The organism is Sphingopyxis sp. Root154 (genome assembly GCF_001427105.1).
Classification (GTDB): Bacteria; Pseudomonadota; Alphaproteobacteria; order Sphingomonadales; family Sphingomonadaceae; genus Sphingopyxis.
The window spans coordinates 1678878-1691166 of the sequence record NZ_LMGI01000002.1 but is presented as its reverse complement, the minus strand read 5'-3'; the positions used below and the strand labels follow the sequence as shown (position 1 = coordinate 1691166).

Genomic DNA, 12289 nt, shown 5'->3' with positions numbered 1-12289 from the left:
TCGCTTTCCACCCCAAGGCCGACGTTCAAATATGCCTTTCCTACATTATCCGGCTGTGCCAGCCTTCGTCCGGCTCTTTCATCTGGTGGATTAAGCGGTCGTTGCCCGGCTTGCCGGTGCGACTACGGCAGGGCGCGCAGGGCACGCGCAGCACGCCGCAACGTCCAAATCGGGCGCCGCATAGGGCTGAACTTTCCTGAACTTTGGAATGTCACGCGGCCCTTGCGTCGACCGGATTCAATCCGGGATGACGAGCTAAGGCGATGGCAGCTCACCACCCTAAAGCCGGCCAGCAGGTTGCTACTGCCGCTCGGCCTGAACCACCGTGTCGGACGCGCGCAGTGCCGACAGGATGCGCATCACATGCTGGACGTCGCGGACTTCGACGACGACGTCATAGGTGTGGAAACCGCCCTCGCGGTTCGACAGACGCAAATTGGTGATGTTCGCCATATTGGCGGCGAGGATGCCCGACATTTCGGCGAGCGTGCCGGGTTCGTTGAGGATGACGATGCACAGCCGCGCATTGCCACCCTCGCTGTCTTCCTGCCACCGAAGGTCGATCCAGTCGGCGTCGATGCCGTCGGCGAGCTTCGGACAGTCGATGACATGCACCTCGATTCCTTCGCCGGGGCGCGAAAGACCAACTATGCGGTCGCCGGGGACGGGGTGGCAGCAATCGGCAAGCTGATAGGCGACGCCCGGGGTCAGCCCCGCGATCGACACCGCCGCGCCCTGCACGAGCTTGCCGGGCTTGGTTTTCATCTCGGCGGTGATGCCAGGGACGAGCGCCTCGAGCAGCGCATTGTCGGTGATCCGCTGCTTGGCGATCGCGACATAGAGCGCGGTGTCGTCGTCGAGTTTCAGCCGTTCGCGCGCCGCGATCCGCGCCTTGTCGCCGACCTTGTTCGGCAGGCGGAGCGCGATCTCGTCGTACATCTTGCGGCCGAGCGCCGCGAGTTCGACCTTTTCCTTCGACCGCACATGGCGGCGGATCGCGGCGCGCGCCTTGCCGGTGACGGCAAAGCCGAGCCATGCGGGCTGCGGCGTCTGCTTGTCGGAGGACAGGATCTCGACCGTATCGCCATTGTTGAGCTGGGTACGCAGCGGCACGAGCCGGCCGTTGACCTTGGCGCCGACGGTGCGGTCGCCGAGCCCGGTGTGGACGGCATAGGCGAAGTCGACGGGGGTCGCGCCCTTGGGTAGCTGGTGCAGACTGCCCTTCGGCGTGAAAGCGAAGATGCGGTCCTGATACATCGCGATGCGCGTGTTTTCGAGGAACTCTTCGGGATCGTGCGTCTGCTCGAGGATTTCGATCAGGTCGCGGATCCACCCCGCCTGCCCGTCGGGAGCTGTGCCGCCCTGTTTATATGCCCAATGCGCCGCGAAGCCGAATTCGGACTGCTGGTGCATGCCAAGGCTGCGGATTTGGATTTCGATCCGCATATTCTGCTGATGCATGATCGTCGTGTGCAGCGACTTGTAGCCGTTGCGTTTCGGGGTCGAGATATAATCCTTGAAGCGGCCGGGGACCATTTTCCACTTGCGGTGAAGAATGCCTAGCGCCGCATAACAATCGGCATCGGTCGGCGTGATGATGCGAAAGGCGATGATGTCGGTCACCTGCTCGAAGCTGACATGGCGTTCCTGCATCTTGCGCCAGATCGAATAGGGGTGCTTCTCGCGCCCCGACACATCTGCCTCGATCCCGTTCCTGGCGAGCAATTCCTTGAACTCGCGGCTGATCCCCGCGACCTTGTCCTTGCCGCCCGCGGTCAGCTTGGCGAGGCGGCCGGTGATCGTCGCATAGGCTTCGGGTTCGAGCTCGCTGAACGCGAGTAGCTGCATCTCGCGCATATATTCATACATGCCGATCCGCTCGGCGAGCGGCGCATAGATATCCATCGTCTCCTTGGCGATGCGGCGGCGTTTCTCGGGATTCTTGATGAAATGCAGCGTCCGCATATTGTGCAGCCGGTCGGCAAGCTTGACCAGCAGCACGCGGATATCGTCCGACATCGCGAGCAGGAATTTGCGCAGATTCTCTGCGGCGCGTTCATTCTCCGTCTGCGCCTCGATCTTCGAAAGCTTGGTCACGCCGTCGACCAGCCGGCCGACATCGGCACCGAACAGGCGTTCGATTTCCTCGGGTGTCGTCAGTGTATCCTCGAGCGTGTCGTGGAGCAGCGCGGTGACGATCGTCTCGGCGTCGAGGTGGAGGTCGGTCAAAATGCCGGCGACCTCGACCGGATGGCTGAAATAGGGGTCGCCCGACGCGCGTTTCTGGCTGCCGTGCTTCTGGACGGTAAACACATAGGCGCGGTTGAGCAGTGCCTCATCGACGTCGGGATCATAAGCGCGTACGCGCTCGACAAGTTCATATTGCCTCAGCATCGCGTCCAATGTCGTTCATGCAGGCAATATTGCAATGCGAAATTTGCTTGCGCGGAACCGCCCGAGATCAGCAACTTTGATAAAGCCGGTTGGAAGCATCGTTCGCCATGCGGAAAAGGGCGTAGAAAAGCCGCCTTGTCCCGCCCGCGAGGCGGGCGAAGCGCGGCGGCTTTCCAAGGCTTATGGCCAAATTATTTCGCGGCGTTGCAGCGCGTGAGCTCTTCGGCCTCGAGCGCCTTGCCGCCTGCGGTGAAGCTCGTCACGGGGCCGACGACCTTCGCGAGCGCCGAGCATATGATCAGTGGGCGGCTCGTTCCCTGACCGGCGACACAGCTGACGTCGTTGCATGCCCAGACCACATCGCGCGCGACGAAGCGTGCCTGGGTGGCCGGGCTGGCGAGTTCGGCGCGATAATAAGTGCCGCCTGCGGCGGTTGCGGCCGTCGATGCGAATGCGAGGCCGCCGATCAGCGAGGCGCCTGCGATCGCGAAGGAATGGGTGCGGGGAGAAAGCTTGAATATGGGCATTTGGACCTCCTGTTTTTGCGCAACCGAAAGGTTGCGAGGTGCTACCTAGACTTTGAGTTGCGAAATGCAACGGAGGCCCTATATTTTTTTGGCGCATATGCCGATTTTACGTTAGGGCTTGGGTTATGGGAAAATTACGCGAACTGCTGAACGACATGGACGGGGGCAATTGCGCCCTGCCGCTGGCGCTGGAAGCGATGGGCGAGCGATGGTCGTTCATGATCCTTCGCGCAGCCTTCAACGGCGTCCATCATTTCGAAGAATTTCAGCAGGAACTGAACATCGCGCGCAACATATTGTCGAACCGGCTGTCGCGGTTGGTCGACCATGGCATCATGGCGCGCGAAGTCATGGCTGAAGACCGGCGCAAGGTCCGCTATCAGCTGACAGAAAAAGGCATTGAATTGCTCCCGGCGATGATTGCGCTCCGCCAATGGGGCGAGAAATGGGGCGCGGGCGTGCCCTCGACCCCTGTCCTCGTCGATGCACGCGACGAACAGCCGATCGGGCCGGTAACATTGACGGCGCATGATGGCCGGGTGATCGGTTACAAGGAATTGCTTTGGAAGCATCGTGTGGAGTTGCAGCCACTTGGTCAGGCGCGCATCCGCAGCGACGGCGGACTGGCGCCGGTAGCCGCCGGATGATCGGCCGCGCCGGTTTCCGATATCGCCCGCGCGGCGACTGATCATCGCTATCGTACAGACTCCCATGCCGCTTTTCCGACTGTCTTCGCCGGGCCCGTTTTTCGACAACAAGGTCCGGGCCTTCTGGAACCTGCAGATATTGGGCTGGGCCGCATGGCTCGGCCTGCGCGGGGTGTCGGGGCTTGCCAATGGCCAGGCCTTCACCTTCCTGATCCCCCAGACGATTTCGGCGATCACCGGTTTTTCGCTGACGCTCATCCTGTCGGCCTGTTACCGCGCGCTGATCAGCCGCCGCCCGCTGCTGATGTGGGGCGTCAGTTTCGGGCTTGCGGGGATAGCGACGGCGCTGTGGGCCTTCATCGACGCGTGGGTTGCGCAGATCCAGAATCCCGCGAGCGAGGCGGGCTTCACCAGCCTGCTGCTCGGCGCGATGTATATCGACGCGACGTCGCTCGCGGCCTGGTCGGCGCTCTATTTCGCGATCAATTATTTCCTCCAGCTCGAGGAACAGAATGACCGCGTCATCCGGCTCGAGGCGCAGGCAGCGTCGGCGCAGCTGGCGATGCTGCGCTACCAGCTCAACCCGCATTTTCTGTTCAACACGCTGAACAGCATTTCGACCCTCGTACTCCTGAAACAGGCCGAGCCTGCCAATGCGATGCTGTCGCGCCTGTCGGCGTTCCTCCGCTACACGCTCGCGAACGAGCCGACCGCGCAGGTGACGCTGGCGCAGGAAATCGAGACGCTGAAGCTTTACCTCGAAATCGAGAAGATGCGGTTCGAGGAGCGGCTGCGCCCGCATTTTGCAATCGACCCGGCGGTTGCGCGGGCGCGATTGCCGTCGCTCTTGCTCCAGCCGCTCATCGAAAATGCGATAAAATATGCGGTGACGCCGCAGGAGGACGGTGCCGATATCACGCTGTCCGCACAGTTGGCCGGTCAAAATGTTCGGATTACCGTGTCCGACACCGGCGCGGGATTGTCAGCCGACCGTACGGACCCCACCACTGGGGTTGCAACGGAATCGACTGGCGTGGGTTTAGCCAATATCAGGGACCGGCTGGCGCAGGCTTTTGGCGACCAGCACCGGTTCGACGTCCATGTGGGCGCTGAGGGCGGCTTCACGGTGGTTATCGAGTTTCCGTTCCAGCCCGATGGGCAAATGACGATTGGAACCGAGAGAACATGACGATCAGAACCATCCTGGTGGATGATGAAAAATTGGCCACCCAAGGCCTGCAACTGCGGCTCGAACCGCATGCGGACGTCGAAATCGTCGACACCGCGCAAAATGGCCGCGAAGCCATCAGAAAGATAAAAACTCACAAACCTGATCTGGTGTTCCTCGACATCCAGATGCCGGGTTTCGATGGCTTTTCGGTGATCCAGGGATTGATGGAGGTCGAACCGCCACTCGTGGTGTTCGTCACCGCCTATTCGGATCACGCCATCCGGGCGTTCGAGGCGCAGGCGGTCGACTATCTGGTCAAGCCGGTTGAGCCCGAACGGCTCGCCGATGCGCTCGACCGCGTCCGCCAGCGGCTCGCCGAAAAACGCGGCGTCGCCGAGGTCGAGCGCCTCAAGACCGTGCTCGCCGAAGTCGCGCCCGAAGCGGTCGAGGATTATGACGCCGAGGTCGCCCCCGATACGCACGCCGCCGATCGCTATGAAAAGATGATCAACATCAAGGATCGCGGCCAGATCTTCCGCGTCGACGTCGACAGCATCGAGCGCATCGACGCCGCGGGTGACTATATGTGCATCTACACCGCCGACAACAGCCTGATCCTGCGCGAAACGATGAAGGATCTGGAAAAGCGGCTCGACCCGCGCAATTTCCAGCGCGTGCATCGCTCGACGATCGTGAATTTGTCGCAGGTGAAGCAGGTCAAGCCGCACACCAATGGCGAATGCTTCCTCGTGCTCGGTTCGGGCGCGCAGGTGAAGGTCAGTCGAAGTTATCGCGACGTGGTCGCGCGCTTCGTGCATTGATTTGATGAAGGCGTCGGCATTGTCCGACGCCTTTTTCGTTTAGAGTTGATGCCCCGTCCGATCGCGCTTGGTCGCGAGATATTGTTCGTTATATTTGTTCGTCGGCAGCGCGAGCGGGATGCGTTCGATAACCTCGACGCCCTCTTTTTCGAGCCGCGCGACCTTATCCGGATTGTTCGTCATCAGCCGGATGCGCGGGATGTTCAGCAGTTCGAGCATCCGTCCGGCGATCGCGAAGTCGCGCGCCTCGACCGGAAAGCCAAGCCGCAGATTGGCATCGACGGTGTCATAACCCTGATCCTGCAGCGCATAGGCGCGCAGCTTGTTGACGAGACCGATCCCGCGCCCTTCCTGCCGCAGATATAGCAGCACGCCCCACGGCGCGTCCGCCATCGCATGGAGCGCGGCATGGAGCTGCGGCCCGCAATCGCATTTGAGGCTGCCGAGCACATCTCCGGTCAGGCATTCGCTGTGGAGACGGACGACGGGCGGATTGCCGTCGCGCTTGCCAATGACGAGCGCGACATGATCCGAAGCTTCTTCAGGGCTACGGAAGGCGACGATTTCGGCGCTTTCGCTGGCTTCGACGGGAAGGCGCGCGCGCGCGGCGATCTGGAGGCGCGCCGGGTCGAGCAGCGTGGCGACATCGTCGACGCTGCATTCGGTTTCGGCCGTACCCGCCGCCTCGCGCACGAAGAAAGCGGGGAGCAGTCCGGCGTGCCGCGCCATCGTCATCGCGGCGGTCGCTGCCGCTTCGCCGTCCGTCGCGACGGTACGGAATGGGCCCTTGAGTGGGTTCGCAAGATCGAGCGCCGGATCGGCGAGCGCGAGCGCCGCGGTGACGCTATCGCCGGCACCCGCCAGCCGGACCGGACCCGGGGTTGCGGCGATGCGCTGGTTGGTGAGCTTGAGCGTAACCGCGCGCTCGCCCGAGAGCAGCACATCATGGCTTCCAAATTCGCCAAGCGCCTCATCGCGCGCGCTTTCGACCGCGAGCAGGTCGAGCGACCCGTCCGCGCCGACCACACGGAGCGGCCAGCCGCGGCGCAGCGCGTCGATGGCGCGTGCCGCGCGCCGGGCGCCCTCATGGTCGGCGACGTCGCTCAAAAATCGAACTCGGTGATCAGCGGGATATGGTCCGACGGCCGTTCCCAACTGCGCGCCGGCTGGACGATGCGGTGCGACACTGCCTTGGACATCAGGTCGGGGGTGACCCACATATGATCAAGCCGGCGGCCGCGGTTCGACGCTTCCCAATCCTTCGCGCGGTAGCTCCACCATGTATAGAGCCGCTCCGGCGCCGGGATGAAGTGGCGCCCGAGATCGACCCAGTTCGACGCCGCCTGCAGCCGTGCGAGCGTTTCGACCTCGATCGGCGTGTGGCTGACGACGTCGAGCAGCGCCTTGTGGTTCCAGACGTCGCTTTCGAGCGGCGCGACGTTGAAATCGCCGGTGAGAACCGTCGGCGTACCCGCGAGCGTCGTCGCCCATTCGGTCATGCGGCCGAAGAAATCGAGTTTCTGCCCGAATTTGGGGTTTAGTTCGCGGTCGGGAATGTCGCCGCCCGCGGGAATATAGACATTGTCGAGCCGGACGCCCGACGGCAGCGTGACGCCGACATGGCGCGCCTCGCCATTCGCCTGCCAGTCATATTTGCGCACGTCGGCCAGCGGCAGCTTGCTGACGATCGCGACGCCGTGGTGCATGCGCTGGCCGTGGGTGACAATATGCTCATAGCCCAGCCGCTTGAACATGTCGGGCGGGAACAGGGTGCATTCGACCTTCGTCTCCTGCAGGCAGAGGACGTCAGGCGCTTCTTCGCGAAGGAATTTTTCGACGATGCCGATGCGGGCGCGGACGCTGTTGATATTCCACGAAGCGATGCTGGTGCGAGTCATGCGGTGGCTCTATCGGCGCGCGGGGAGGCGCGCAACGTCCCAAACACCGGATAAATTAAACCCCCGTCCCAGGGGCGGTGGAACGGGGGTTCAAGGTCAGCGTTCGTCACGCTCTTGAATGAAGGCACCTGGCAGTCCGGGTGGGGCAACAGGGGGAAACCCAAATCCGGGGGCCGTGTTGGCGCCTTCGAGAGATGAAATAGACGGTCTTCCCTGTCGCCAAGCTGAACAAAATGCACGCTCCGGCGCCATTCTTGCAGTTCGTCGATGCGTGACGTCCGTTGGTCCGGAAAAATGGCGCCGAATCCGTTTCGCGGATTCGGCGCCTTGATTTTGAACGCTGCGGGCGGGTTGGGTTAGCCCGCGCGGCCGCGCTGCTTCGGCCGCGGGTCGGTCCATTTGAAGGCCGAGTCGGCGACCGCGACGTTGAATTTCTGGTTGGTTAGGTCGATCCGCGTCCGGTTGTTCTGCGAATCGAGTGCGACCCAGCCGCGCAGGCGGAGTCCCGCGGGCGCCGAGCCGTCGCGCACGAATACCATGGTGATCGTACCATATTCGGGGCGCTTGGGATCCTTGACCTCGACGCTCAGCACGTCGCCGCTGCCGGTCGGCAGAACCCTGGCATATTTCGTCAGATCGCGGTCGGGATCGAGCAGCGCGCCGAGTGGCGAATTCTTCACCGGCCAGCGCTGCACCTGCCGCACTTCATAGTCGATCATCGTTAACGAGCTGCCGTCGCCGACGATCAGCAGCGGGACGTCCTTCTGATACTGGAACCGGATTTTGCCCGGCCGCTTCAGCGTCAGCTTACCGGTTAGCCGTTGGCCATTGCGGTCGGTCTGCACGAAGTCGGCGGTCATCGAGCTCGTCGACTTCAGGTGCGACTGCACCGACGCCAGCGTGCTCGACGACTGGGCGATCGCCGGCGCGCCGATCGCCAAGCCGGTAGCGGCCATCGGCGCGAGCGTCCAGACGGCGAGGCGGGTCATGTTCGTCTTGAAGATCATCGGACTCTCATCTCTGAAATAGGTGACTGGTCCATCGCAGCCGGGCATTGAACGCGCGCTGAACCCGTCGTTAGACGCTGTTCAAGTCGCGAGACGGGGAAAGGTTGCTCACCGTTGCTGGCCATATTGGTCGGTGAGCACGTCGCGGCGGCCGACATGGTTCGGCGGGCTGACCAGTCCTTCCTCCTCCATCCGCTCGATCAGGCGCGCCGCGCTGTTGTACCCGATGCGCAATTGGCGCTGCAGCCAGCTGGTCGAGGCTTTCTGGCTTTCGACGACGATCTGGCATGCCTTGGCGTACATGCGGTCTTCGGCGCTGTCGCCGCCCGCGGGAGCGCCCTCCATCGCGAACCCGCCGTCCTCGGGGTCCTCGGTGACGCTTTCGATATAATCGGGGCGGCCCTGACCTTTCCAGTGATCGGCGACTGCGCGGACTTCGTCGTCGGACACGAACGGACCGTGGATGCGCGTGATTTGCTTGCCGCCGGGCACATAGAGCATGTCGCCCTTGCCGAGGAGTTGTTCGGCGCCCGCTTCGCCAAGGATGGTGCGGCTGTCGATTTTCGAGGTGACGTTGAAGCTGATGCGCGTCGGCAAATTTGCCTTGATGACGCCGGTGATGACGTCGACCGACGGACGCTGCGTCGCGAGGATCAGGTGGATGCCCGCCGCGCGCGCCTTTTGCGCGAGGCGCTGGATCAGGAATTCGACCTCCTTGCCCGCGGTCATCATCAAATCGGCGAGTTCGTCGACGACGACGACGATCTGCGGCAGCGGCGCATAATCGAGCGCCTCTTCTTCATATATCGGCTGGCCGGTGTCGGGATCGTAGCCCGTCTGGACGCGGCGGCCGAGCGACTTGCCCTTGGCGAGCGCGCCGCGGACCTTGTCGTTGTAGGAGGCGAGGTTGCGCACCGACAGCGAGGACATCATCCGGTAGCGGTCCTCCATCTGCTCGACCGCCCATTTGAGGGCGCGGATCGCTTTCTTGGGTTCGGTGACCACGGGGGCGAGCAAATGCGGGATGTCGTCATAGACGCTGAGTTCCAGCATCTTGGGATCGATCATGATCATCTTCACCTGGTCAGGGCCCAGGCGATAGAGAAGCGAGAGGATCATCGCGTTGAGGCCCACCGATTTACCCGAGCCCGTCGTACCCGCGATCAGCAGGTGCGGCATCGGGGCGAGGTCGGCGATCATCGCGTCGCCGCTAATATTCTTTCCCAGGATGATCGGCAGCGCGCCGGTCTGGTCCTGGAACAGCGCGCTGCCGATGATCTCGTGCAGCACCACCGATTCGCGGTGCGCATTGGGCAGTTCGATGCCGATCACGGTGCGCCCGGGGATCGGTGCGATGCGCGCCGACAGCGCCGACATGTTGCGCGCAATATCGTCGGCGAGGTTCGATACGCGGCTGGCCTTCGTGCCCGGCGCGGGCTCCAGCTCGTACATCGTGACGACGGGGCCGGGGCGCACCGCGGTGACGACGCCCTTAACCTGGAAATCGTCGAGCACCGATTCGAGCAGACGCGCGTTGCGCTCAAGCCCTGCCTTGTCGATCTGCCCGGTCGGCCCCGGCGGGGGCGGCGCGAGCAGGTCGATCGACGGCAGCTGGTAATTGGTAAACAGCTCGGTCTGCGGCTTCGGCTTGGGTTTCGAGGGCGCGGTGCGCTGCGCCGGGTCGGCGATTTCGGGCGGGGCGCGGTCGCTCGGCTCGGCAACTGCACGCGGCCGGACGACCCGGTCCATAAGATCCGGCGCCTTCACGTCGTCGCTTGGCACGCGTGCGGGTTCGATGACGCGGCTGCTGCCCTCGGCGGCGGGCAGTTTGAAGCGCGACGCCCAGCCCTTTTCGAGCCGAAGTGCGCGCCACGCAAGCCACAAGCCGAGCCCGACGAGCAGAAGGATCGTCGCAAAGCGGATCAGCGCCGCGGCGGGCTCGCCTGCCTGCGCGAACAATGGTGCGACCGCGCCGCCGATCAGCAGCGCGATGATCCCGCCCCAGCCTGCAGGCATGGGCGCATTCGTCGCGGGCGACCAGAGTTCGGCGCCCAGCCCGACGAGCAGGATGCCGATGAAACTGTAGGCAAGCTGGCGCGGCCAATAGGGCTGCGCCTCGCCCGTCCACAGCCGCCACGCGATGATGCCAAGCAGCGGCAGCAGCAGGATAATCGGCGCGCCCCCGATCGACAGGCCAAGGTCGGCGAACCAGGCCCCCGGGCTGCCCATCCAGTTGGCGGCGGTGCCGTGGGCGGCGGTGTTGAGCGCCGCATCGGTGCTGTCATAGGTGACGAGCGCGAGGGTCAGGAACAGGGTGAAAAGCCCCAGCGCCACCGCCGCGGCGATCACGAGCGATCGTGCGATGCTTTGGCGGAAAACGGTGCGCCAATCCGCCTTTGCGGGTGCGGCCTTGCGGCTAGCCATGCTCTTGTCCGGTCCCTGTCAGTTAACCACGGCGATATGCGCATGGGGCGGACTCGTCGTCAAGCACGGCCCCGCGCTCGCCCACAGCCTTTCCAACCGCCCTGCCGCACGCTAGGGCGAAGCGATGAACGAAACGCTGCGCAGCGATGTCCTGATTTCGGGTGGCGGCCTTGTCGGCCAGGCGCTCGCCCTTGCCCTTTCCCATCACGGCCTGTCGGTTCAGGTCGTCGATCCCGCCGACCCGGTCACGACGATCGCGCCGGGTTTCGACGGCCGCGCCTCGGCGATTGCCAGCGCGACATGGCAGATGTTCGAGGTACTGGGGATTGCAGAGCGCCTTGCCGGTCACGGCTGCCCGATCCGCTCCATTAAAGTGGGCGACGGTGCCCCCGACAGCGGCCGTGGCGGCGAACTCGACTTCGTCACCGTCGACGGCGATCCGCCGCTCGGCACGATGGTCGAGAATCGGCAGCTCCGCCTCGCGCTTGCCTCGGCGCTTGCCGAGGCACCGCTCGTGCGGCTGCTGATGCCTGCCGCAGTCGTGTCGCGCGATATCGACCCTCATGGCGTCACGCTGACGCTGGCCGATGGCACTAAGCTCGCGGCGCCTCTGCTGATTGTTGCCGAAGGTCGCCGTTCGCCCACCCGCGATGCCGCGGGGTTCAGCATCGCGAACTGGTCGTACCATCATCATGCGATGATCGGCGCGGTCGCGCACGAAAAGCCGCACGGCCATGTCGCGCACGAAATCTTCTACCCTTCGGGGCCTTTCGCGCTGCTGCCGCTCGTCGATGACGAACGGGGACGCCACCGTTCGGCCTTCGTCTGGACAGTCGCCGAAAAGGATGGTCCCGGTTTCGCCAAGCTGGGTGAGCGCGGCTTCATCGTCGAGCTGCAGAAGCGCGCCGGCGGCGTGCTCGGCGCTATGGAGCTCGTCGCGCCGCGGATGACCTATCCGCTCGGCTTTCACCACAGCGCCTCGATCGTTGCCGACCGCATCGCACTCGTCGGCGACGCCGCGCACGGCATCCATCCGATCGCGGGGCAGGGGCTCAATCTTGGCCTCCGCGACGTCGCGGCGTTGACCGAAGTGCTTGTCGAAGGCGCGAGGCTCGGACTCGACCTCGGCGATGCGGCGCTGCTCGCGCGCTATCAGCGCTGGCGCGGGCTCGACAATATGATGGTCAGCCTCGCGACCGACGGGCTGACGCGGCTGTTCGGCATTCCGGGCCGCACCGCCGCCGCGGTGCGCCGCACCGGGCTCGGTGCGGTGCAACGGATGCCAATGCTCAAGCGTTTTTTCATGGACGAGGCGCGCGGCGAGGCGGGCGACCTGCCGCGCCTGCTCGCGGGCGCCGAAGTCTAGGTATTACTACTTGGGGTGCCGGCAGCGCGGCGCT

Annotated in this window: 10 protein-coding genes; 4 read left to right on the top strand and 6 right to left on the bottom strand. The window is 64.1% G+C overall.

The window, feature by feature from the left end:
- Window positions 1-300: 300 nt before the first annotated feature.
- Window positions 301-2394, bottom strand: a complete 2094-nt coding sequence (locus ASD73_RS13760) for a RelA/SpoT family protein (RefSeq protein ID WP_056373646.1) — start codon at window positions 2392-2394, stop codon at window positions 301-303.
- A 191-nt stretch (window positions 2395-2585) separates the two neighbouring features.
- Window positions 2586-2921, bottom strand: coding sequence for a CC_3452 family protein (locus ASD73_RS13755; RefSeq protein ID WP_056372974.1), 336 nt, complete (start codon window positions 2919-2921; stop codon window positions 2586-2588).
- A 125-nt stretch (window positions 2922-3046) separates the two neighbouring features.
- Here ASD73_RS13755 and ASD73_RS13750 point away from each other — a divergent pair, with 125 nt between their 5' ends.
- From ASD73_RS13750 to ASD73_RS13740, 3 genes are all read left to right on the top strand, one after another.
- Complete coding sequence (locus tag ASD73_RS13750) at window positions 3047-3568, top strand: winged helix-turn-helix transcriptional regulator (RefSeq protein WP_056372973.1); 522 nt, start codon at window positions 3047-3049, stop codon at window positions 3566-3568.
- Between the two features lie 64 nt (window positions 3569-3632).
- Window positions 3633-4757 carry a sensor histidine kinase gene (locus ASD73_RS13745; protein WP_056372972.1) on the top strand — a complete coding sequence of 375 codons (1125 nt, stop codon included), beginning with the start codon at window positions 3633-3635 and terminating at the stop codon, window positions 4755-4757.
- Window positions 4754-5560, top strand: coding sequence for a LytR/AlgR family response regulator transcription factor (locus ASD73_RS13740; protein ID WP_056372971.1), 807 nt, complete (start codon window positions 4754-4756; stop codon window positions 5558-5560). Before ASD73_RS13745 ends, ASD73_RS13740 begins: the two co-directional genes overlap by 4 nt.
- Before the next feature lie 39 nt (window positions 5561-5599).
- Here the strand turns inward: ASD73_RS13740 and ribA are convergent, their stop codons facing one another.
- The 4 genes from ribA to ASD73_RS13720 all read right to left on the bottom strand — a co-directional run bounded on the left by ribA (window position 5600) and on the right by ASD73_RS13720 (window position 10889).
- The gene (gene ribA, locus ASD73_RS13735) at window positions 5600-6667 is read right to left on the bottom strand and encodes a GTP cyclohydrolase II (RefSeq protein WP_056372970.1); all 1068 of its coding nucleotides are present in this window, start codon (window positions 6665-6667) and stop codon (window positions 5600-5602) included.
- Window positions 6664-7458 carry an exodeoxyribonuclease III gene (locus ASD73_RS13730; protein WP_056372969.1) on the bottom strand — a complete coding sequence of 265 codons (795 nt, stop codon included), beginning with the start codon at window positions 7456-7458 and terminating at the stop codon, window positions 6664-6666. The genes ribA and ASD73_RS13730 overlap by 4 nt, the downstream gene beginning before the upstream one ends.
- Window positions 7459-7814: 356 nt before the next feature.
- The gene (locus ASD73_RS13725) at window positions 7815-8465 is read right to left on the bottom strand and encodes a LolA family protein (RefSeq protein WP_443027966.1); all 651 of its coding nucleotides are present in this window, start codon (window positions 8463-8465) and stop codon (window positions 7815-7817) included.
- Window positions 8466-8573: 108 nt separating this feature from the next.
- Window positions 8574-10889, bottom strand: a complete 2316-nt coding sequence (locus tag ASD73_RS13720; protein ID WP_056372968.1) for an FtsK/SpoIIIE family DNA translocase — start codon at window positions 10887-10889, stop codon at window positions 8574-8576.
- Between the two features lie 124 nt (window positions 10890-11013).
- Here ASD73_RS13720 and ASD73_RS13715 point away from each other — a divergent pair, with 124 nt between their 5' ends.
- Window positions 11014-12255: an FAD-dependent monooxygenase gene (locus ASD73_RS13715; protein ID WP_056372967.1), complete on the top strand. Its 1242-nt coding sequence runs from the start codon at window positions 11014-11016 to the stop codon at window positions 12253-12255.
- The last annotated feature ends 34 nt before the right edge of the window (window positions 12256-12289 follow it).

Bases quoted from the DNA above. Each gene is read 5' to 3' on its own strand.
- ASD73_RS13760 (WP_056373646.1), bottom strand. From the start codon at position 2,394: ATGCTGAGGCAATATGAACTTGTCGAGCGCGTACGCGCTTATGATCCC.
- ASD73_RS13755 (WP_056372974.1), bottom strand. From the start codon at position 2,921: ATGCCCATATTCAAGCTTTCTCCCCGCACCCATTCCTTCGCGATCGCA.
- ASD73_RS13750 (WP_056372973.1), top strand. From the start codon at position 3,047: ATGGGAAAATTACGCGAACTGCTGAACGACATGGACGGGGGCAATTGC.
- ASD73_RS13745 (WP_056372972.1), top strand. From the start codon at position 3,633: ATGCCGCTTTTCCGACTGTCTTCGCCGGGCCCGTTTTTCGACAACAAG.
- ASD73_RS13740 (WP_056372971.1), top strand. From the start codon at position 4,754: ATGACGATCAGAACCATCCTGGTGGATGATGAAAAATTGGCCACCCAA.
- ASD73_RS13730 (WP_056372969.1), bottom strand. From the start codon at position 7,458: ATGACTCGCACCAGCATCGCTTCGTGGAATATCAACAGCGTCCGCGCC.
- ASD73_RS13725 (WP_443027966.1), bottom strand. From the start codon at position 8,465: ATGATCTTCAAGACGAACATGACCCGCCTCGCCGTCTGGACGCTCGCG.
- ASD73_RS13720 (WP_056372968.1), bottom strand. From the start codon at position 10,889: ATGGCTAGCCGCAAGGCCGCACCCGCAAAGGCGGATTGGCGCACCGTT.
- ASD73_RS13715 (WP_056372967.1), top strand. From the start codon at position 11,014: ATGAACGAAACGCTGCGCAGCGATGTCCTGATTTCGGGTGGCGGCCTT.